The organism is Streptomyces sp. NRRL S-455, from assembly GCF_000717875.1.
Lineage (GTDB): Bacteria > Actinomycetota > Actinomycetes > Streptomycetales > Streptomycetaceae > Streptomyces.
Genome location: NZ_JOCT01000023.1, coordinates 47,685 through 69,312 on the forward strand (window position 1 = coordinate 47,685; position 21,628 = coordinate 69,312).

Annotated in this window: 14 protein-coding genes and 1 pseudogene; 7 read left to right on the forward strand and 8 right to left on the reverse strand. The window is 68.4% G+C overall.

All coding sequences use genetic code 11. From position 1 onward, the window contains the following. Positions 1-57: 57 nt before the first annotated feature. The 7 genes and pseudogenes from IE97_RS0127990 to IE97_RS0128020 form a co-directional block, all read right to left on the reverse strand. Complete coding sequence (locus IE97_RS0127990) at positions 58-939, reverse strand: universal stress protein (RefSeq protein ID WP_030246305.1); 882 nt, start codon at positions 937-939, stop codon at positions 58-60. A gap of 90 nt (positions 940-1,029) precedes the next feature. Beyond that, on the reverse strand, positions 1,030-1,239 hold the full coding sequence (locus tag IE97_RS0127995) for a hypothetical protein (RefSeq protein ID WP_030246308.1): 210 nt from the start codon (positions 1,237-1,239) through the stop codon (positions 1,030-1,032). 586 nt (positions 1,240-1,825) lie between these two features. Beyond that, positions 1,826-2,256 (reverse strand): annotated as a pseudogene (locus tag IE97_RS38750) (DNA-binding protein). 46 nt (positions 2,257-2,302) lie between these two features. After that, on the reverse strand, positions 2,303-2,527 hold the full coding sequence (locus IE97_RS0128005) for a hypothetical protein (RefSeq protein WP_030246310.1): 225 nt from the start codon (positions 2,525-2,527) through the stop codon (positions 2,303-2,305). Positions 2,528-2,551: 24 nt separating this feature from the next. After that, positions 2,552-3,688, reverse strand: coding sequence for a glycosyltransferase family 4 protein (locus tag IE97_RS0128010; RefSeq protein WP_030246313.1), 1,137 nt, complete (start codon positions 3,686-3,688; stop codon positions 2,552-2,554). A 5-nt stretch (positions 3,689-3,693) separates the two neighbouring features. Continuing rightward, positions 3,694-4,449 (reverse strand): FkbM family methyltransferase, encoded by a 756-nt coding sequence (locus IE97_RS0128015; RefSeq protein ID WP_234310757.1) that lies wholly within the window; start codon positions 4,447-4,449, stop codon positions 3,694-3,696. Positions 4,450-4,565: 116 nt separating this feature from the next. Continuing rightward, positions 4,566-5,909 (reverse strand): glycosyltransferase 87 family protein, encoded by a 1,344-nt coding sequence (locus tag IE97_RS0128020; RefSeq protein WP_234331870.1) that lies wholly within the window; start codon positions 5,907-5,909, stop codon positions 4,566-4,568. A 248-nt stretch (positions 5,910-6,157) separates the two neighbouring features. On the opposite strand from IE97_RS0128020, the gene IE97_RS0128025 reads away from it, so the two are divergent. Together IE97_RS0128025 and IE97_RS0128030 are read left to right on the forward strand one after the other, a co-directional pair. Next, on the forward strand, positions 6,158-7,417 hold the full coding sequence (locus IE97_RS0128025; protein ID WP_158708349.1) for a sensor histidine kinase: 1,260 nt from the start codon (positions 6,158-6,160) through the stop codon (positions 7,415-7,417). Then, positions 7,414-8,121, forward strand: coding sequence for a response regulator (locus tag IE97_RS0128030; RefSeq protein WP_030246323.1), 708 nt, complete (start codon positions 7,414-7,416; stop codon positions 8,119-8,121). Before IE97_RS0128025 ends, IE97_RS0128030 begins: the two co-directional genes overlap by 4 nt. 73 nt (positions 8,122-8,194) lie before the next feature. On the opposite strand, the gene IE97_RS0128035 is transcribed toward IE97_RS0128030, so the two are convergent. Continuing rightward, positions 8,195-8,614, reverse strand: coding sequence for a YybH family protein (locus IE97_RS0128035; RefSeq protein WP_030246325.1), 420 nt, complete (start codon positions 8,612-8,614; stop codon positions 8,195-8,197). Positions 8,615-8,677: 63 nt separating this feature from the next. On the opposite strand from IE97_RS0128035, the gene IE97_RS0128040 reads away from it, so the two are divergent. From IE97_RS0128040 to drmB, 5 genes are all read left to right on the forward strand, one after another. Beyond that, a complete protein-coding gene (locus IE97_RS0128040) occupies positions 8,678-9,046 on the forward strand; it encodes a winged helix-turn-helix transcriptional regulator (RefSeq protein WP_030899306.1) in 369 nt (122 codons plus the stop codon). Between the two features lie 1,245 nt (positions 9,047-10,291). After that, positions 10,292-15,061 carry a DEAD/DEAH box helicase gene (locus IE97_RS0128045; RefSeq protein WP_234331868.1) on the forward strand — a complete coding sequence of 1,590 codons (4,770 nt, stop codon included), beginning with the start codon at positions 10,292-10,294 and terminating at the stop codon, positions 15,059-15,061. Next, on the forward strand, positions 15,058-16,575 hold the full coding sequence (locus IE97_RS0128050; RefSeq protein ID WP_030246335.1) for a nuclease-related domain-containing DEAD/DEAH box helicase: 1,518 nt from the start codon (positions 15,058-15,060) through the stop codon (positions 16,573-16,575). The genes IE97_RS0128045 and IE97_RS0128050 overlap by 4 nt, the downstream gene beginning before the upstream one ends. Continuing rightward, positions 16,572-19,751, forward strand: a complete 3,180-nt coding sequence (locus IE97_RS0128055) for a helicase-related protein (RefSeq protein ID WP_030246337.1) — start codon at positions 16,572-16,574, stop codon at positions 19,749-19,751. Before IE97_RS0128050 ends, IE97_RS0128055 begins: the two co-directional genes overlap by 4 nt. Then, positions 19,732-21,534, forward strand: coding sequence for a DUF1998 domain-containing protein (drmB, locus tag IE97_RS0128060; RefSeq protein ID WP_030246340.1), 1,803 nt, complete (start codon positions 19,732-19,734; stop codon positions 21,532-21,534). Before IE97_RS0128055 ends, drmB begins: the two co-directional genes overlap by 20 nt. The last annotated feature ends 94 nt before the right edge of the window (positions 21,535-21,628 follow it).

Here is a 21,628-nt window from a genome sequence, read left to right on the forward strand (position 1 = left end):
CGGACCGTGCCCGCCGTGCTGCGGCTGACCGGCGAGGGCTACCCCGCTGCCCGCGTGCTACTGGTTGGTGTGCGGGACGGTGATGACCGGGCAGCGGGCATGGTGCAGCACGCCCTGGCTGACGGAGCCCAGCAGCATGCCGGTGAAGCCGCCGTGACCACGTGTGCCCACGACCAGGCCGAGGGCGTGTTCGGACGCCGTGGCCAGGACCTGTACCGGGTGACCCGTGACCACCTCGTGGTGCAGTGCCACTTCCGGATGGGCGGCGGTACGCCCGGCGACGGTCTCCGACAGCAGCCGGCGGCACTCCTGGACGGCCGCGTCCTCGTCCAGGACTCCGAGCCGCGGTGGGTGCCACACGTACACGGCCCGCAGGACCGCGCCGCGCAGGGCGGCCTCCTCGAAGGCGAAGTCGACGGCGGCGGCGGACTGGGGGCTGCCGTCGACTCCGACCACGAAGTACGGGGGTTCCTGGGTGATGTGTTCCGACTCGGGGAGGGTCACCACCGGGCAGGGCGCGTGAGCGGTCAGCGGCAGAGTGACGGCGGCGGAGCTGAAGTGCTCTTGGAGGGGACTGAGATGCCAGGAACCGAGCACCACCATGGTGGCGTTCTGTGCCTGCTCGCGCAGCACCCACGCCGGGTGCCCCTCGGCCAGCAGCCCGGACACCGGCATCTGCGGATGCCGGGACTCGGCGAAGGCCACCGCCTCCTCCAGCGCGCTGTCGCCCGTGGCGTGCAGTGCGTCGTTCCACTCCTCCCAGGTCGGCCGGCCGCCGGTCGGCCGGTATCCGGGGGTCGGCACGTTCTGCGCGAGGACCAGAAGCAAAGGCAGGCGGCGCCGGTCCGCCTCGTCGGCGGCCCAGGCGAGCGCCGCGCGTCGGCCGGGATCGGGGTCGACACCGACCACGATCGGTTCACGTCCTTGTGCATGGGGCATCGCCGACTCCCTGTGGCTTCTTCGACCGGCACGTCGGGCCGATGACGGTCACCGCGGCCGAATCGGTTCTTGTTCCGGCCTCGGGGGCGCCTACAGGCCCTGGGCGAGCAGGAGTTCGTGGGCGAGTCGTGCGCCGCGTGCCGCTTCCTCGGGGGAAACGTCCTGCGACGGGATGTTCTCCAGGCCACGGGCGAGGACCCGGACGGCCTCGGCCAGGGTCGCGACCTGTGCCTCCAGTCGGCTCAACCGGGCCTCCGGTCCGGGCGGGGCACTGGCTTCGTCGGGATGGGGCTGCGTCATGATCGTGCCTCCTTTCGAGGTGATGGGGCCGCGGGGGCGACGCGGTCTTCCGAAGCCGAAGGCATCGAGATCCGGCACCAGCACCTTCATCGCCCCGGTTCCCGGGCCGCTCCTCATCACGCTGATCAGCCCGTGCTGCGCAGGGTGTACCTCCTGCCATCACACGGTTCCGCTGCCCTGGCCGCGGCGGTGCGCGGACAGAGAACCCGGGCAGCGACCTCGGGCGCCTGATCAGCCATGGGGACCACCACCGTGTGGCCGCCCGGCAGCCGTGCCCTGCCGGTCACCGCTTATAGCCAGTAAACAACGGCCGCCCAGCGCCCGCAGCGAACAGGACCGTGGGCGACACGTACGGTCCGTGGCCCCGCCGTGTGGCTGCCGCAGATGGTCAGGTTGCCGAAGACGTACTGGTCAGGGCCACCGAGGGCGGCCACGATCGGTCGGGCGAGGCGCCTGGGCGGATAGACGCCGCCGGCCAGGGCGGAGGTGTCGGCGACGTGGCCGTGCAGTCCGTTGCCGCCCCTAGGCAGCGCGCTGGACGAGGAAGGCGGCCGGGTGGCCCGTCGCCATTGAGGTGGGCGCCGTGTCAGACCTTGATGACGGTGGCGCGCCTGCCGCACAGCGCCATGAGGTCCCCGGGGTCGGAGGTGAGGATCGTGGTGGGTCCGGGGGCGGCGAGGGCGGTGGCGCTGAGCATGGCGTCGATGGCGCACTTGTGGCCGTGCAGGCCGGCGTCGGCGAGGAGGGCGGCTGCGTGGCGGGCGAGGGGTTCGGTGACCGGTTCGACGATGAGGCGGGAGAGGGTCCACTCCAGGGCGGGGCGGTTGATCCGCGGGTGGACGACTTCCGTCAGGGTGCCGCGGAGGTGATCACCCGTAGATCGTTGGCGAGGGCGAGGGCGAGGGCGAGGGCGAGGGCGAGCCGGGCGGTGACGGTACGGTCGCGGAGGACGGCTTTGGCCAGTGCCTCGCTGTCCAGTACGAGGGTGCCGCCGGGGACGGCGGGGGAGCGGTTCACGCGGCGTTCGCTCCGCCCGTCGCCTGGTTGTTGCGGGCAGTTCGGGTCAGGGCGTGAGCGTCACGAGGCCTTCGCGCGGGGCGGTGGCGTCATCGAGTGCCTGGCGGCAGATTTCACCGGTGACGATGAGGCGCTGCCCGACGCGGGCGGTCGAAGCGGGGGCCCCGGCCAGATGCCGTGCGTCCACCACGAAACGGGGCAGGTGGTGGGTGAGCCATGCGAGGTTCTGACACAGCCGCCGGGGCCTCGCGCCGCCTGGTTCACCCGTCATCCGGAAGATGCGACAGATGACCGTTCACCCGTCCTGCGACAGCAAGCCTGCCAGCGTCTCGTAGGAACGGTCCCAACCCCATTCCCGGCACACCCAGGCACGCCCCTTCACGCCCAGCGCGCCTGCCGCCTCCCCGTCAAGGAGCAGTTCGGTCAGGCGAGCGGCCACGGCCTCGGCGCTTCTTCCGTCGACCACATGCCCCGTCTCACCGTCCCGGACCGTGTCCGGAGCACCTCCGGAGTCCCCGACGACCACGGGGAGCCCGGCGGCTGCCGCCTCGAGGAAGACGATGCCCAACCCTTCGACCTCAAGACCGAGCCGCCGGGTACGGCAAGGCATGGCGAAGACATCAGCCGCCGCGTACAACGGCGCGACCCGGTCGTGGGGCAGCCCACCCGTGAAGACGACGGCGTCCTCGACGTCTTCCCGACGGGCCAGGGCCCGCAGCCGGCCTGCGTAGGATCCGGAACCGACGACGAGCAGGCGCGTTCCGGGCACCGTTCGGCGCACCGTGGGCAGGGCACGGATCAACGTGTCCTGCCCCTTCCTCGGCTTCAGCCGTGCCACGCACACCACGACCGGGTCGTCGTCGCCCAGACCCAACTCCCGGCGCACCGCCCCAACGTCGGAGCGGGGCCGGAACGTCTCGTGATCCACTCCCGGAGTCAGCCGGGCCAGCCTGGCCGCGCCCCGGGGCCCGACGGCGCGGGCGATCCGCGTCCGGGTGTACTCGCCCAAGCACGTCACCGTGTCGGCCCCGTGACAGATGCGGCGCAGCAGCCCGCGGGCGATCGGCACCTTTGCCCACCACAGTTCGTGGCCGTGCGTGGTGGCGACGATGCGCTCCGCCCCGGCGCGGCGCAGTCGCGGTGCCATCAGGCCCAGCGGAGCCGCGGCCCCGAACCAGACACGGGTGCAGTCATGGGCGCGGAGCAGTTCCGCCACCCGCGCCGAGACACGTGGGGTGGGGAGCAGGGTGCGGGCGGAATCCCGGATCACGGGGAAAGGCTGGGCGGCGTCGAACTCCGCGCTCCCCGGGGTAGCAGAGGTGTACACGACGACGTCGTCCGCAGGAAAGCGACGGGTGACTTGGTACACGAAGGTTTCGATGCCGCCTTGCCGGGGCGGGAAGTCGTTGGTGACGACCAGGGTGCGGGGCACCGCGCTCACGCCCCATCCCGGTCGGTGACGAACAGGTAGTTGCGTCCCTCGTCCGTGACACGGGGGACGGGACGCCAGCGCGCGTTCCGCCACGCGTACATGCGATAGCCCTGCCGTTCCATCAGGTCGACGACCCCTTGAGCGTTCCACCCGTACTTGGCCAGATGGCGTTCCTCGATCTCCAGGAGCACAGCGGGCCGGTCGCTGCGCAGAGTCCGGTCCGCGCCCAGCAGTACGGCGGGCTCGGCACCCTCCACATCCGCCTTGACGAAGTCCACCCGGCCCAGCACACCGCCGGCCCGTAAGGCGTCGACGGTGGTGACCCGGACGGGGAGGCGGCGTTCCCCGGCGAACTCCTCGTTGGGGCCGAGCCCGTCGGCACCGGAGGTGACGAACGCCCGGCCGTGCACGGGGAGGCCGCGGCGCACGGGCAGGCTCATCTCGGCGAGTTCAGTACGCGCACCGAGAGCGACCCGGTGCCGGTGGACCGTGCCCCGACAGCCAAGCACGGTGCTTCCGGCGGACAGCACCCTGAACGCTCCCGGCAGCGGTTCGAAGCTGTGCACCGCTCCGCTCGGCCCGACCAGGCCGGCGAGCGTGTACGTGTACAGGCCGTACTCGGCGCCCACGTCGAGACAGGTGCCGCCCGCACGCACCACCCCGGCCAGCCCGGCCAGTTCCCCCTCCACGAAGGACACCCGGCCCCCGAGCCGGCGTAATATCCCGGCGGTGCGGGACAGCCGGAACGGGCGCCGCGCCAAGGGACGGCGGGACCCGGCCGCATCAGGGGCCCCAGCCCGGTCCCGAACCGCGCCCGCCTCCATTCCGATGCTGCGTAGGTTTCGTGAGGTATCCGCGGACACGTGGTCTCCTGTGGTCAGACGCGAACGGTGGCAGGCAGGTCAGAGCCGTGCCGGTGGGTCGGCCGTGCGGCCGGGGACCCCCGGAGCACGGGGACGGCGGTGCGCTCGGCGTCCCGGCCGCCGGGACGGCAGCACATGAGCAGCACCAAGGGGTAGACGAAGTAGCCGAAGCGGGTCGCGGGAGCGAGACAGAAGGCTGCGGAGAGCCCGAGCGCGAGCCGTGCGGCCGCGACCGGGGTGGTGAGCGGCGGACGGACGACGAGGGAAGCGGCCATCAGGACCGCGGCCACCCCGAGGGCCACCACGGCGACGGTTCCGCCCAGGGACGAGGCAAGCAGATGGCCCGGCAGCGGGCTGTCCGCGGGCGACGGAACATCCGTCATGCCGAGCGGGAAGAGGACCGCGTGCCGGACAAGCCCCGCCGCGTCGGTGACCGCGACGGGCAGTACCCCCGCGGCCGCGATGGCCGTCGTCGCCGCCAAGCAGCGCAGGGCGGTCCTCATTCCGTCGCGTGTTCCGGAGCCGCCCAGCGGGGCATCCGTACCGGGTCGCGAGGCGTGTCGCCGACGTATCGCAACCGTGGCGAGCAGGGCAACGGCGACGGGAACCGCGGGCCAGGCGGTCCACTTCAGCACGGTGGCGAGCCCCAGAAACACCCCGGCACGCCCGGCCTGCGCCCGGCCCGCGTAGGCCAGTCCCAGGCACAGCAGCCCGACCACCGGGAGATCGATGCCTCCGACGGCCAGCGGCAGCCCGATCACCGGACAGGCGAGCAGCCCGAGGAGGACCGGTGCCGAGCCGACCGGGCGGCCGGAAGGCTCCCGCTTCACCGCCGGGTCGTCCCGCCCCGGTGTCCGCATCACACGGAGCGCGGCGACCGCCGCGGCGACGAAGCCGGCGGCGGACCACCATCGCGCGTCCGTCCACTCCGCCTCACCGAAGAGCGCGCGGGGCAGTCCGAAGACCGTCGTCCCGGGCAGGTACGGGTTGTACTCGGACAGCTGGTCGGGCGCTGGAACATAGGGGGTGCCGGTGCGCAGCAGCAGCGCGGCCGCGTCCTCCACGACACGCACCTCGGACTGGGCGCGGGCGGTACCGAGCAGCAGGAGCGGGACAACTGTCGCCCCGAGGGCGGCCACAGCACCGGGCAGCCACCCCGGGTGATGTAAGCGGCACGCGGCCAGCAGCGCGGCGATCCCGTAGCCGACGGCCGCGGCCGCGCCCCAGACCCGGTGCGTGGACAACGTCGTCAGCATGGCGAGCAGCACCGCGTAGACCGCGTACAGACCCCAGCCGACGGCCCGAAGCCGGCCGACGGGCCGGCGTTGCGCACGGCAGGCCGTCCATTGCCGGAGCATCGTCACCTCCCCTCCGTCGGGCTGGATTACGACGGTAGGGAGACGCTGATCGCTTTACGTCAAACGGTGATCCGAATCCTGGCGTCAACCCGTGGGTTGATTGCTGCGGGCCGGATCAACCCGTGCACCGATGCAGCAGGCGCATGCACTGCCCGACAATCGGCGGTATGGACAACGATCGTTGCCGCTTACCGGCGGCGAAGGAACGGGCGGTCCACTCCCCCCGTGACGGCGGACGTGCCCGGTCAGTGATCCGACAGGTTCTCGATGCGCCCGCCCGTCCGTGGACCACGGCGGCGGTGCTGTCCTGCGCGGCCGTGGCCGAGGCGCTTCGGATGCGTCCGGACTCCTTCCTGGTGCCGCTGACGGCCCTGCTCGCCACCGTGTGCTCGGCGTGGCGCCACTCCCGGCCAGTGCTTGCCCGGGTGTCGATAGGGAGTGCACTGCTCAACTCCCTCGTCTGGCCACAGATGTTCATGTCGGTGGCCCTGGCGGGGCTGCTCGGGTTCTACGCGCTCTCCCGCAACCGGGTGCACCATCCGGTCACGCTGGCCGTCTGTGGAACGGTCGGCGCGATACTGGTGAACATCGGTCAGATCAAGGCCGGGGCCTACGACCTGACCGGACTGCCGCTGGAGCACACACGTGGCGTGGTGCCGTACCTCACCGACTCCTTTGTGGTGGCCGTGGCGATCGTGACGGCTGTCAGCATCGGGGACGCGGTGCGCAGCAGGGAGGAGATGCGCCACGAGCGCCTGGCCGCGCAGGCCCGGCGGATCGCCACAGAGCGACAGCGGGCTGCGGAGGCCGAACGTGCCCGCATCACACGGGAGTTGCACGACGTCGTGGCCCATTCGGTATCGCTGATCGCGGTACAGGCGGAGACCGCGACCTACACGGTGGCGGACCTCGGGCCGGAGGGGCGGGAGAATCTCCAGCAGATCGCGGAATCGGCGCGTACCGCGCTGTCGGAACTACGGCAGATCCTCGACGTGCTGCGCGACCGGACCGGCGAACGCGCTTCGACCTCGCCGCAGCCCACCCTGGAACGGCTGGACGAGCTGATCGAGCAGCACCGGGCAGCCGGGGGCGAGGTGGTACTGCGCCGGACCGGTGGGCCGGAACCGGTGCCCGCCACCGTGGGCCTCGCCGCGTTCCGCATCGTGCAGGAGGCGCTGACCAACACGCGCAAGCATGCCCCCGGCGCGCGGGCCGTCGTCGAGATCGGCCGCCACCCGGACCGGGTCACCGTACGGATCGAGGACGACGGAGCACACGGCGTGGGAAAGCCCGGCTCCGGCGGACGGGCGCCGCGGAGACTGTCCACCGGCTCCGGCACCGGCCATGGACTCGCGGGCATGCTCGAACGGGCGACACTGCTCAACGGCCGGCTCTCGGCCGGTCCTCGGCCGTCGGGCGGATTCGTTGTCGACGCCGTCCTGCCCGTGGAGCAGACTCGGACACCTGAAGATCGTTCAGAGATCTGGGAGGGGGTAGCCACCGGATGATCCGGGTGCTGGTCGCAGACGACCAGGCAGTGGTCCGTACCGGCTTCGCGAACCTGTTGGCCACGCAGGACGGCATTGAGGTGGTGGGAGAGGCCGAGAACGGTCTGGAAGCGGTGCGCATGGCCCGCGAAACCCATCCCGACGTGGTGCTCATGGACGTGCGCATGCCGGTCATGGACGGTATAGAAGCCGCCCGCCGCATGCTCGACCCGGAGGGCCGGGACCCGGGCGAGGAAACGGGAGCCCCGGTCCACAGGCCGCCGAAGGTGCTCATGCTGACGACCTTCGCCCTCGACGAGTACATCTACGAGGCGCTGGCCGTCGGCGCCAGTGGCTTTCTGCTGAAGGACACGACGTTTCCCGAGCTGCTGAACGCCGTCCACGTAGTGGCACGCGGAGAGGCGCTGCTGGCCCCCTCCGTTACCAAGCGCCTCATCGCGGAGTTCGCCCACCTGCGTTCCCCCACCAGGCCGACACCGTCACTGCAGAACCTCACCGCCCGGGAGACCGAGGTCCTCACACTCATCGCGCGCGGGCTGACCAACGCGGAGATCTCGGCCCGGCTGCGGATCAGCGACCACACCGTGAAGACCCATATCAACCGCCTGTTCGCCAAGCTCGACCTGCGCGACCGGGCCCAGGCGGTGATCCTCGCTTATGAACTGGGTCTGGTCTCCCCGAGGAACGGCGGGCCCGCACGCTGAGGAGAGTGCCCCTCACCGCCACGCCGGCAACGCGACCCGCTCCAGGGCTTCGGCCTCTTTCAGGTGTGCTCGCTCAGAACGCTGGTTCCACGGTGTCCTCGGTGGGCAGTCGCTGTGCGCGGGTGCCGAAGGGGTTGTCGATGACATACCGCCAACGGCCGTCCGGACCCCGCCGGGCGATGTCGGTGGCGGTGCCCTCGACGTGCACGGCCTGGCCCTCCCGGCCGGTCCCGTCGATGACCCAGTCGACTATCAGCAGCGCCAGGTCTCCCTTGCGGTACACGTGCCGCGGACGGACCGAGATGGGGACTCCCAACTGTTGCAGGCGGCCGTTGGCGGCGTGCAGGTCCGGGCCGGTAACCGGCATTCCCGGCTGCGGGACCAACACCGCCGCGTCCTCGTAGACCTGCGCCAACGCGGTGGCGTCGCCGCTGTTGAATCGCTCGGCGAACACCGCGGGCACCTCTTCGGGCCGATCGGCCAAGGCTCGCATGATCGACAGACGTCCTTCCGGGCCTGGAGAATCGAAGTGCCCCACACGCTAGGAGGCGATCTCGTGACTCACCGAACGGTTGGTCACCCGGCAGGGCTTCCCGACGACCCGCGCGCGAGCGTCACCGCACCAACCCCCGAGTGCCCGGTGGAGATCACGCTGGCGGCCCTGCACGGCCGCTGGACGACGCTGGTGGTTCGCGAACTGTTACGCGGTGACCGCTCCTACAGCGAGCTGCGCGCGGCCCTGCCCATGTTGTCGGACAAGGTGCTGTCCGACCGGTTGGCGCAGCTCGGCAAGGCCGGAGTCGTCGCGCGCGACCGTCGACCGGGCTGGCCGCCGCGAGTGCGCTATGCGCTCACCTCGAGTGGACACCGCCTCGGCCCTGTCCTGCAGGCTCTGTGGGACTGGGGGGCGGAGGTCTCAACATGAAGCAGGGGGGCTGAGAGAGGTTGTGTGACAAGCCCTGTTGCTTGACGTCGAACTGAGTCGCCTCGCCTGCGGCGATGCTCCAAGATCCCGCCCACAGCTCGTCCACAGAACCTGACATACGCCCGCTCCGAGCGGCGTCCACTGCACATACGCGAAGACCCCGTCCAAAGCGTTCTCGCTGATGGCGGGGTCTTTGGGCACCTCATGCAAGGTGCCCCCGGCAGGATTCGAACCTGCGCACACGGCTCCGGAGGACCCTTCCTAATACGGAAAATCAGCAGGTCACGGGTGTACGCACCGACGATGGACGGTTCCGTGTCCACGTATGGTCCACAGCCCCGCGTGGGTGCTCGTTGCGCTCATCGGACGGCAGGGGTTGTCACCTCGGCCGTCCTGGCTCAGGGCACCCAACCTGCGTGAAGTCGTGACGGTGAAGTCGAAGCAAAGACCCAAGGTAGGGCGGGGTCGGGCCGGGGGCGCGGTGTGGTGGTACAGGGGCGCACGGAAGGCGCACTCCACTGCTGTTGTGCCCCGGTCGGTGTAGCCCGATTCGGCGGAAGTGCTTCCACTTGCCCAGGAGTTGCTGAAGTCTTGACGAAGCGTGGGCAAGGAGAGTCGTGAAGGCCGGTTCATGAGTAGTGGCTCATGGATGTCTGGTTCCTTCCGGGGTGTCCGGTCGCGCAGTCGACCCTTGGGTGGGTGCGTATTGCCTGGTAGGCAAACCCGTTGAAGGTGCGTCGGCTTTGGTCGGATGTCGTAGGTGATCTCCGGATTGCGAATCGGTAACAGGGGGTTCCCTGTGGTGGGGATTTATTGAACGCTGGAGCTTCACGATGCGGGGGAACTGTGAAGATCATCATGATGAGGGTTCAGGGGGATTGTCTGAGCCCGTCGTTGGCCCTGCGCTGACGCAAGAGGAGTCATGCGCATCTGCTTGCCGGGGTGGGGCGGCAGCGATCTGCCTGTGATGACGAGCACCGCCGAAGCCGGTCGCACGGAGTCGGGCTGTGAGATGCACCGGTGGTGCCGGTACCGGCCTGCGGTCGGAGCGTCCTGCAGCAAGGGCCAAGGATGTCGGATCCACCCTCCTGTAGCAGGTCGGACGTTTTGGTGCTCATGCACCACCCGTCACCCATGGAACCTGAGGGGACGAGCTGTCGTGGCTGGGTTTACCTTCCGTGGCGGGTCGACGGTGTGCGATGTCGCACCGCGTCGGGACCTCGGTAATCGACGTCCAGGAACCGCATGGGTGCAGATCTGACATTGGTGAATTATGGTACTGAGAGCGGGGGCAGTGCAGCCGTGATGGGGAAGAATGCCGATTGGGTGCCCGACGCGGGATTGGTCCGCGAGGTTGACGAACTCTTCGAGCGGGCGATCAACGCGTATCGCGCGAATGCGAACCTGATTACGGAGCATGCCAACCAAGAGGAGTCCATCCGGGTCGGCGGCTACTCGAACCGGACGCTCCTGGAGCTGGTGCAGAACGCGGCTGACGCGATGTCGGGGGCTGCCGAGCACGAGGAGGGAGCAGGGCGGGTCGAGATCGTCCTCGACCTCGACCGCCAGTCGCTGTACTGCGCGAATGCCGGTCGTCCGTTCTCCCGAAGCGGCCTCACCACGCTCGCTCATGCGCACCTCAGTGGTAAGCGGGGCGACGAGATCGGTCGGTTCGGGCTCGGTTTCAAGTCGGTGCTCGCGGTCACCGACACCCCGCAGGTGTTCAGCCGATCGGTTGCCTTCGAGTTCAACTCTCCGAAGGCGAATTCGGCGATCGCAGCGATCGCACCTGTGCCCAAGAGGCTCCCGGTCCTGAGGACCCTCACTCGGATCGATGCGGAGGCCGAGTTCGCCAAAGACCCGATTCTTGCCGAGCTGGCGGACTGGGCGGTGACGATCGTCAGACTGCCGCATGCTGCGAGGCTGGAGAGCCTCAGGAAGGAAATCGAGGAATTCCGCTCCGAGTTTCTCCTCTTCGTCAACTCGGTGCGTGAGATTCGACTTAGGGTGGTCGGAGCCGACGCGAACTTCGTGACGAGCCATGTGTCGCGCGACCTGGGCGATGGCAGGTTCCGGATCGAGCGTCCCGACGGTGACCACGACGAGTGGTACGTCGACAACCGAATGCACGCACCCAGTCCCGAGGCTCGGATCGAGGTCGGGGAAGCGGTGTCGCGCGACCGGATGAAGGTCACGGTTGCGATGCCTGCGCGCTTCGCTCAACTGAGAACGGGCGAGTTCTGGTCGTACTTCCCGCTCCAGGACAGGACATCGGCGTCCGCCCTCTTCAACGCGCCCTGGAGTGTCAACGACGACCGCACCACCTTGCTCACGAACACGTACAACCGGGAGATCCTCGTGACTCTCTCGGGGATGTTCCTCGATATGCTGCCGAAGGTCTCGTCCGTCGACGATCCGGCAGCACACCTGGACTACATGCCAGCGCGTGGCCGTGAGACCCACTCGTTCGGCGACGAGATCCTCTGCGTCCATGTCCCGCAGCTCGGTTGCGAGAAGGCCCTGATCCCTGACGCGACCGGTGCGCTCCGCACGCCGCCGGAGCTGCGTCCACTCGACTTCGGTGTCGGCGACGCATCCGAGCGTGACCACGAGGAGTGGATCAGGTCGCCCCACACCGACGACGCCGTGCCGCACTGGCGCTGCTATGCCAGCGGTCAGCGTGTGACCCGTCTGAGGGCGCTGTATGTATGCAGCGTCTCCTCCGCCTTCGCCGACTCACGTCCCAGGGACGAGCTGAAAGCGTTGGAGAGAATCCCCAAGAGAGGTGTCCTTTCCTGGCTTCGGGAGTGGGCGGAGGGGCCCGACGTGGCCTCTGCGGCGAAGGCGCTCGAATTCGTGCTGAGGAATCCCAACGGCTTCGGCCCTGCGAAGGTCATACCGACGACCGATGGCATGCTGTCCATCAAAGACCGCGACCGGGTCTTCCTCCATCGTGCGGAGGACGTCGACATCGAAGGATCGTGCTTCGTCGATCCGGACTTCCTGGCCGTTCCCGGCGTCGAGAAGAAGCTCGTGGACAGAGGGTTCCGGGACCTCGACCCTCTCGCGAAGTTCGAAGCCAGGATGGCCAGGCTGTCACCGGAGTCCCAGGACGACGAGCTCCCGAAGTTCTGGGACGCCGCCACTGATGTGCCCATGGCACAGGCACAGAAGGTTGTGGCGGGCAACAAGGCGGGTGCTCTCAGGGTTCCGACGCTCGACGGTGGTTGGGCCTTGCCCGCGTATGTGCTGGACATCGATGGCCTCGGTGACAGCACTCCCGATCGAGTCCTGGACCGGACGAGGTGCGTGCCACAGCTCGCACACGCGGCCGGAGTCGTCACTGAGCCGGTGGCCTCGTACTCGCTCGAGGACGAGGTCCACTTCGGGGACTACCGCCAGTACGTGGTGGATGAGGTGAACCGGAGGCTCGGGCCCGGAGAGCGCCCCGTCGAGCAGGTCGAGTTCGACAGGGGGGACGGCCCCGGTCCGTTCTCGGCACTCCTGATGTTGCAGGAAGCGGGCGTGCCCGAAGCCATACGCGAGCGGTGGACGGAAGGGCTGCTCAGACTCGACCAGGCAGGGCACTGGCTCTGCACGGACATCGACACGGGGCTCAGCCACCGGGTCCTGTCCCCAGTTCGCTGGGCGGCGGGTCGGGCCGGCCTGCTGAAGTCGACTCGCGGTCACCGGGCTCCCGGTCGCGTCGTCTCCGCTTCGCTCGTCCAGTACGAGGCCCTGCTGCCTCTCTTCCGAGGACCGCGCCACGTCGAGGACGCTCTGATGCTGCCCAAGGACTTGGGCGAGGTCCCCGCGGAGGTCCTGCGCGAAGCGCTTGAGGCGGAGGTCACCTCGCCCATCAGCAACGTGGCGCTGACGGGGTTCATCCTCACCGCGAGTCGGTTCGCATTCCCGGAGGGACATCCGACGTTCGTTCCCGCCCGGGTGGGGCGCGCCATCGAGAGGAGGCGGCCCGACGCGGTGTACTTGGCGACGACTGAGGAGGAACGCGAGTTCCTCAGTCTTAGGCAGAAGCCGTACCTCAAGGTGGATGAGGACGAAGTGGAGCAGTTCGTCGAAATGGTCGGATGCCGACGGTTTGAGGACAGCTTCTCCTTCTCGCTGCTGATCGACGGCCGGCAGGTCGAGGAGCGCGTCATCGACCTTTACACCGGACTGCGCTCGACGTTCGTCGAGGACAAGGTCACGAACGCTACGGTGGCGAAAGCCGTCCAGATCACGAAGCGTGTGACCACAGAGGACGGTGTCGAGGACCAGTCGCTCGAATGGCACCGCCAGGGACTGACCCTGGTGGTCCAGGCAGAACTCGACGAACGTCGTGTCCTGCAGATCGTCAACGAGGCATTCGACCTGCGTCTGTCGAACGCCGAGCTGAGCGACATCCTCCAGGCACGCGTCGACCAACATCTCGAGACGCAACGGCAGGACGCCAGGGCTGCGCCCGATGACGCTGAGCGGCTGGCGATCTACATCGGTGACGACACGCTTAAGGAGAACCTGCCGAAGGGACTCTGGCAGGCGCTCGAGGGCCAGGGCCTGGTGGACGCCTCCACGTCCATCGCTGAGCTCTTTCTGACCGTGTACGGCAGCGACTCGATCAAGCTTCTTGCGGAGGAGTTCAGCACCGAGGGGTACACGGACGTTCCCACGACATGGGCGGGGGGAGCATCGACCGTCGCCTGGCTTCGGAAGATGGGGTTCGGCGCCAAGTACGCCGGGCGTCGCACCCGACACCAGGACGATGAGTTCGTCGTGCCCGGTGCCGTGAAGCTCAAGCCCCTGCACGACTTCCAGGAGAAGATCAGGGAGGAACTGAAGGAGGTCCTGACGTCCCGAGGGCGGGACGGTCGCGCGCTCAAGGGCATGGTGGAGCTTCCGACGGGAGCCGGGAAGACCCGGGTGGCCACCGAAACCGTGCTGCGGCTGTTCGTCGAGGGCGAGATGAGCGGAACCGTGCTCTGGATCGCGCAGTCGGAGGAGCTCTGCGAGCAGGCGGTGCAGACGTTCGGGACGGTCTGGCGTTGGCTCGGGGACGAGCGTCCGTTGACGATCGGCCGGCTCTGGAAAAACAACGTTGTCCACGAACCCGACACCGAGTTCAGTGTGGTCGTGGCCACCGATGCCAAGCTCGATTGGGTGGCCGACACTCCTGAGTACGAGTGGCTGAGCAGGGCCTCCGCTGTGTTCATCGACGAGGCGCACCGGGCCGGCGGGTCGAAGATGTACACGAAGATCCTCAGGTGGCTCGGAGTCGACGGTCGTAGCTGGGAACGGCCTCTGGTGGGCATCTCGGCGACGCCGTTCAAGGGCAGCGGCGACGTTACCGAGCCGACGAAGGAACTGGCGGCCCGCTTCGGTCACCACAAGATGAGCGCCTTCGACGGTAACGCCTACCCGGAGCTGTCGAAGAGAGGTGTCCTCGCCAGGGTCCGACACGAAGTGCTGAACGGCGTGAAGGTCGCGCTGGAGCCGGACGAACTCGCACAGGTGCGGTCCCTCCGCAAACTCGAGCCCCAGGTCCTCGACCGCATCGGTCGGGACCAGGCCCGCATGAAGATCCTCGTGGACGACATCCTGAAACGGGATCCGGAATGGCCGATCCTCGTGTTCACGCCGAACGTCCTTTCCGCCCAGGTCCTCGCCGCGACACTGCGTTACCGGAAGGTCGCGGCCGAGGCGGTCAGCGGCCAGACCGGACGGCAGACGCGCCGGGACGTCATCGAGAGATTCAAGAGGAACGAGATCAGGGTTCTGGCCAACTGCGACCTGCTGATCCAGGGCTTCGACGCGCCCGGCGTCCGGGCGCTGTACATCGCGAGGCCCACGTTCAGTCCCAGCGCCTACATCCAGATGGCCGGCCGCGGTCTGCGTGGTCCTGAGAACGGCGGCAAGGAGGAGTGCCTCATCGTGGACGTTGCCGACAACTTCGGCGCGGTCAACGATTTCCTCGGATTCCGTGCCTACGAGGGCCTCTGGCGAAAGCAGGGATCGTGATTGTCATACCGGATCTCGCCGACATCGAGGCGACCACCACCAGCAACGCCGAGCGGCGGGTGGCCAGGCTGCTGCGAGCGATCGACGGCCCCTCCGACGCCGTCGCCTTCCACTCCGTGAAGCTGCGGAGTCACGCGGTAAAGCAGCAGGGGGAAGCGGACTTCGTCGTGCTCTGGAACGGCGTCGTCGTCATCGTCGAGGTCAAGGGCGGGGGCGTCAGGAAGTACGACGGTGTCTGGTACTCCATCGACCGTCACGGTGACTGGAAGAAGTTGCGTGAGTCGCCGATGGACCAGGCGCAGTCGGCGATGTACGCGCTGCGCGACATCCTCCAGGAGGAAGGCGTCGGTTGGTTCGCGACCGAGGCCGTTGCCCTCACCCCCGACATAGACGCGCCTCCGGCAGCCGTCGAATGGAAGGGGAGCCACTGGTGGGCCAAGGAGCAGATGAGCATCGCCGCACTGACGGAAGCCTTCGAAAAGGTTGCCAGCGAGGCGAGGACCGCCCCCTTCGGAGTCAGAGTCGCCCGGTCCGAGACTCTCCGGGCCCGTCTCTTCGGCGAGTTCACGAGGATGCCCGTCATCGATGCACAGCGGGGCGCCGTGCTGGAGGAGCAGAATCGAGCGACCGAGGGCCAGGCCAGGGTCTTGGCCGCGCTCTCCCGGAACCCGAGGATGCTCGTCTTCGGTGGCGCGGGCACCGGGAAATCCCTGGTGTTGGCGGAAGGCGCAAAGCAGGAGGCGGGCGAAGGGAAGGCGGTTCTCATCACCTTTCACTCGCCCGCCCTGGTCGACTTCTTCGGTCCGCGGATCGAGGGCAGAGACATCGATCTCCTTCCGTTCGCGGACCTGTCCGGTGACAAGCAGTACGACGTCGTCTTCGTCGACGAGGCACAGGACCTCATGAACGCCAGCGGCATGGATGCCCTGGACGCCGTGATCCGCGGGGGTCGAGAGGGCGGCCGGTGGAGGATGTTTCTCGACCCCAACAACCAGGCACGCGTCGACGGCGAGTTCGATCCGGAGGTCTGCGAGTTGGTCCAGCAGGAGGCGCTTCAGTACGACCTGGACCGGAACGTGCGCAACACCCGTGCGATCGTCCACGTCGTGCAGGAGTACCTCGGCGCCGACGTCGGGGACCCGGGCATCGTCCATGGCGACCGAGTGGAATGGCGGTGGTCCGACGGGACGGCCGGTGTCTCCGCGGCCGAGACCGTGGCTCGCGACCTCGTCGCGAACGGGGCCCGTCGCCAGGACATCTGGATCATCAGTGTGTCCGAGGACGCCGAGCCGCGCAGGAGCGAGGCCGGATTCCTCGTGACCAACCCCCGTTACGCCAAGGGGCTGGAGGCAGAGCACGTCATCGTGTGCGACCTGCCCCAGGAATACGACGACCGGGGACTCGCCGCTTTCTACGTGGCTGTCACGCGGGCGCGGGTCACGCTCCACGTGGTCGCGTCCAAGAACGGCAAGAAGCGGCTCCAGGATCTTCTTCGAAAGCAGGTTGGGAAGTGAACCTCACAGCGGCCCAGAAGGAGGCCCTCCACCATCTCCGAGCCTCCTACGTGGGGCCCGAGGCCGGAGACGAGGAGGTCACGGCGAACCTGCCTCACCGGCAGTACGCCGTCGGCATGCTGTTCCCGGTCGAGGCCGAGGCCCGAGGCTCTCACGGCGACGGGAACACGGACGAAGAGGTATCGGCGGATGTCCCCGATGGTGATGTTGAGGAGAGTGGGGCCGGTGTCCCCCTGGCCGAGGACTGGAAGCCCTCGTCCGTCGCGCTCTCCTTCGTCACCGACGGCGACTCGGTCGACGTCGACTTCTCGTGCGGTACGTACGCCGCTGTCGAGGGAGACGGGCCGCCCAGGTGGCGGCGTACCCCGTACTCCGTCGACGGCCTCGACCTCCAGCGGGGCAAGGGGCCCGAGCGCCTTTCCGTGGGTGGTGTCTCGATCGAGATCGGGTCGCGTTGGCGCGACTTCCAGGGCGACTCGTTGGTCACCGTCCACGTACGGGTCCTGACCGAATCCACGGGAGACGACCGACTCGACATCCCTCGGACGCTGTTCCAGGTCCACCTGGCCGCCGCTCCCTCCGCCGGGGCGGAGATCCTGGAGTACGACACCACGCGCTCGATCGACACCGACCCGGAAGCCGCCGAGCTGCGCCTGCGATATCGCAACCGAAAGGTCTACGCGGTCGGGCACGGAATGGCCGCGGACTGGGAGTTCGCGGACGGCCGTTGTGCCAAGGTCTTCCTCGATCCCGTGCCGGCCTTCGTGGTGCCCGCCGTCGAGACCACGGGGTTCGATGAAGGGACGGCCGAGGCCGAGGCGTTGGAGCTGGGGCACCTCCAGAAGATCGACAAGGATCCCGAAGCGGTCCTTCGATCGTTGGACGCCTTCCTCCAGGCGTTCGCCGGCTGGGCCACCCGACAGATGGAACGGGCGGAGGTGTTCGGCTACGACAGGGCCGTGGCTGTCCGCATCGCCGGCCGTTCGCAGGACGCCGTCGACAGGATGAGGGAAGGCATAGACCTCCTCCGGGCGCCGGGACGACAAAACCTTCGAACGGCCTTCTCACTCGGCATGGCCGCCATGCGTCTTCAGATGCGGCAGGCGTCCATCAACCGCGGGAAGCCGGAGGAGCAGGTGCCGGAGCCGCGGTGGCGACCCTTCCAGCTCGGCTTCCTGCTCGTGTCGCTGGCCTCCACCGTTGATGAGGGGCACAAGGATCGGGACCTCGTCGACCTCATCTGGTTCCCGACCGGTGGCGGCAAGACCGAGGCATACCTGGGTCTCGCCGCGATCGAGGTGTTCCGCCGACGGCTCGCTCACGGCACGGCCGGCGGGGGAACCGCCGTCATCACCCGTTACACCCTGCGGCTCCTGACCTCTCAGCAGTTCCAACGGGCCGCGGCACTGGTCTGCGCGATGGAGCGGCTGCGGGCCACGGACGACCGGGCGAAGGGCATGGCGCCGTTCTCGATCGGTCTGTGGGTGGGCAACGAGGTCACCCCCGGCACGCGAGTAGAGGCGCGTGAGGCACTCAAGCGGCTTCAGAAGGCCGCGCGCCCGGAAGAGGCGAACGAGTTCCAGATCGAGAGCTGCCCATGGTGCCTGACACCCTTGGTGCCGAGGCTCAGGAGCGACAAGCCAGAGGACTACGGCATGCGCCTGGACGGCGTGGACGTCGTGCTCCACTGTGTCGACGCGTCGTGCGACTTCGCCGGCGAGCTCCCGCTCGCTGTCGTCGACGAGGTGCTTTACAAGGAGCCGCCCACGATCCTCCTGGCCACCGTCGACAAGTTCGCGCGTCTGCAGTTCAGGCCGGAAGCGGGCAGGCTGCTCGGTCTCGGGACCACCTTCAGGCAACCGTCCATGATCATCCAGGACGAGCTGCACCTGCTCTCGGGACCGCTCGGAACCACCGTCGCCGTCTTCGACGCGGTGATCCAGCTCCTGCTGAGCCGGTCGGGCTCCAGTCCCAAGATCGTGGCCTCGACGGCCACCATCCGCGCGTCCGAGGAGCAGGTGGAGGGGCTTTACGGGCGTGAGGTCGCCCTGTACCCGCCATCGGGACTCGACGACGACCGGACCTTCTTCTCCCGCCCGGTGGAAAGCGGAGAAGGACGTCTCTACGTCGGCCTGATGCCGCAGTCGGTCTCGCAGCCTTCGGCCGTCATCGCCGCCGTCACCCCCATGGTGGAGATGCCGGAGGCGCTCGCCGCCCGCGCCCCGTCCGCCGCGTCACGGGACGCGTACTGGACGCTGGTCATGTACCACAACAGTCTTCGTGAGCTCGGACGCACCGGGACGCTGGTCGTTGACGACGTCAACGGCCGTCTGGAGCCCCGAGCCGAGAGGCTCGGCTTCCCGTTGCGGCCCGTCAGGGCGGGGAAGGTCCTGGAACTGACGAGCCGTCGCGGAGCCGAGGAGCTGCCGAACGATCTCCGCGCACTCCGGGTCAGGGCCGACGAGTCGCCGGAGGCCGTCGACGTGGTCCTCTCGTCGAACATGCTCTCCGTGGGCATCGACATTCCGCGGCTCGCGCTGATGCTCATGGTGGGGCAGCCGAAGACCACGGCCGAGTACATCCAGGCCACGAGTCGTGTCGGGCGTGGAGACACGAAGGGCGTCGTCGTCACGCTGTTCCGGTCGGGCAGGGCCCGTGACCGGTCGCACTTCGAGACCTTCCGCGGCTACCACGAAGCTCTCTACCGGAGCGTGGAGCCCACGAGCGTCACGCCGTGGTCGTTGGCCTCGCGCGAGAGATCGCTCGCCGGCGCGCTCGTGGCGCTGCTGCGGCAGTCGTTCACCGCACTCGCCCCGCACGACGCGGCAGGTCGGTTCGACCTCGGGGACGACAGGATCCGCGAAGCGGTCGAGCGACTCGTGGACCGGTTCCTCGGCTATGTGACGCGCGCCGATGATCTCGAAGCCCCGGAAACACGCTCCGCGATGTGGAGCCTCCTGAGGGACTGGGACCGACGGGCAGCGCAGGCACGCGAGTCGGACGAGCCCCTGTACTACCAGCGGACGATGAAAGACCAGGCAGCTTTGTTGAAGAAGTTCGGTCAGCCCGGCGAGGGGTGGCTCGTCGGAGACTCGATGAGGTCTGTGGAGCCCAACGTGGCGGTTGAGGTCCAGGAACCGCAGGAGGAGGTGTACCATGGAGAAGATCAGGCATGACCTGCGCCTCTCCGAGACGATCTCACCGTTCGGTGTGGGAGCGATCGTCGACGTGCGAGGCGAGTCGCTCATGGCGCCGGACACGTCCTGGTGGGACAAGAAGTTCGCCCACGAGATCAGCTGTGAGCGTCTGATGGCCCGCCTCGGTGCCGGTGTCCTGAGACAACCACCGGCCCATGCGAGCCGGGCCGCAAAGGAAACCCCCGCGCTGCCGTACTGGCGTTTTCCCGCTTGGCGGTTCTGCGAGCGCTGCGACAAGCTCTCGAAGCTGACCGGTAAGAAAAAAGGTAAGTGGAGCAACACCTGCGACTGCGGGGGCGCGCTTGTACCGATGCGATATGTCGCCGTCTGCGAAAAAGGCAGCCACATCCAGGACATCAACTGGTTCCAGTGGGCACATCGTGGGCGCGCGGCGAGCCTGAACGAAGCGGTCCGCTTCTGCCGTGACTACAAGGCGCTCAGGTTCCGCAAGCTGGCCACTCGTGGCGAAGGCCTCGCAGCCCTGGTGGTGAAGTGCCACGGGTGCGGGAATGAGCGCAGTCTCGCTGAACTCGTGACGAAGGGGGCCCTGCACCGCGACGGGATTCGTTGCGCGGGTCGGCAGCCCTGGGAGCCGGAGGCTTCCGTCAAGAAGCCTTGCCCGTACGAGCTGGTTGCCGTGCAGCGCGGTGCCACGGGCAACTACATCGCCGAGAGAATCTCGGCTCTCGACATACCGGAGGAACGCCCACAGTCCGCGGACACGGCCGACAAGATCCGTGGGCACATGCTCTTCGGGAAAGTCGTGACCGACAACGGCGGCCCCCAGTCGGAAGTATTGGCGCAGCTGATCGCCGACGATCTCGGAGTGACGGCGGAAACCGTCCTCGGCGTCGCGGCGGGGGAGGAAAGCCCTGCGGGCGAGCTGCTGCTCGACCTGAAGGACGGCGAGTGGTCGGCGTTCCTGAAGAAACTCGACGAAGGGCGCGACCGCACGGGAAGCGACTTCGTCGTCGACGGACGAAGCCTCGAAGGGCTCGTGGGACCGCAGAGCCTCCTCGGCAGGATCAGCGGTATCGGACAGGTACGCCGGGTACGGGAGGTCCGTGCCCTGCGGGGGTTCCGACGCCACGATGCGGAAGCGGCGCTGATCAACGCCGATCTGGGGTCGGACCGGTCGTATCGACCCACCTACCCGGCGATCGAACTGTTCGGGGAAGGGATCTTCCTGCGGTTCGACGAGGAGAAGCTCGCCGCATGGGAGGCGCAGCCGGAGGTGCAGGCACGCGCCGGCATTCTCAAGACGAGAAGGGCCGACTCTGCCTGGGCCGGCCGTCTCGACGTGCCGGAACCCAGGTACATCGCCCTGCACACGCTGGCGCACCTGCTGATCCGGCGGCTGGCGTTCGCCAGCGGGTACGCGTCTGCCGCGCTGCAGGAAAGGATCTACGCGAACTCCGACCGCACGGACAAGACCGCCGGGATCCTGATCTACACCGCGGCGGGGGACGCCCAGGGGACCCTCGGCGGCCTCGTCAGGCTCGGGGATCCCAAGAAGCTGATCCCTCTCCTGGTGGCGGCCCTGGACGACGCGGACTTCTGCTCCAACGACCCGGTCTGCATCGAGAGCGACCGTCAGGGAGCCTCACAACTGAACCTCTCGGCCTGCCATGGGTGCTCGCTGGTCAGTGAGACCTCCTGTGAGACCGGAAACCGGCTGTTGGATCGACAGCTGGTCCTGGGCGGAAGCGACGTGAGAGGACTGCTGGACGACGTTCTGACGGACGTACGACGGCCCAGGTGACGACCTTCAGCGTTCTGCGGTCCCGTAGCACATACTTGGGGCCGCAGAACGGCCATCCTCGGACGCCTTCGGGCGGGGCCCTTAACCGTCACTG

Excerpts from the sequence above, each read along its gene's own strand:
- IE97_RS0127990 (WP_030246305.1), bottom strand. The coding sequence starts at position 939 with ATGCCCCATGCACAAGGACGTGAACCGATCGTGGTCGGTGTCGACCCC.
- IE97_RS0127995 (WP_030246308.1), bottom strand. The coding sequence starts at position 1,239 with ATGACGCAGCCCCATCCCGACGAAGCCAGTGCCCCGCCCGGACCGGAG.
- IE97_RS0128005 (WP_030246310.1), bottom strand. The coding sequence starts at position 2,527 with ATGACGGGTGAACCAGGCGGCGCGAGGCCCCGGCGGCTGTGTCAGAAC.
- IE97_RS0128020 (WP_234331870.1), bottom strand. The coding sequence starts at position 5,909 with ATGCTCCGGCAATGGACGGCCTGCCGTGCGCAACGCCGGCCCGTCGGC.
- IE97_RS0128030 (WP_030246323.1), top strand. The coding sequence starts at position 7,414 with ATGATCCGGGTGCTGGTCGCAGACGACCAGGCAGTGGTCCGTACCGGC.
- IE97_RS0128035 (WP_030246325.1), bottom strand. The coding sequence starts at position 8,614 with ATGCGAGCCTTGGCCGATCGGCCCGAAGAGGTGCCCGCGGTGTTCGCC.
- IE97_RS0128045 (WP_234331868.1), top strand. The coding sequence starts at position 10,292 with ATGGGTGCAGATCTGACATTGGTGAATTATGGTACTGAGAGCGGGGGC.
- drmB (WP_030246340.1), top strand. The coding sequence starts at position 19,732 with ATGGAGAAGATCAGGCATGACCTGCGCCTCTCCGAGACGATCTCACCG.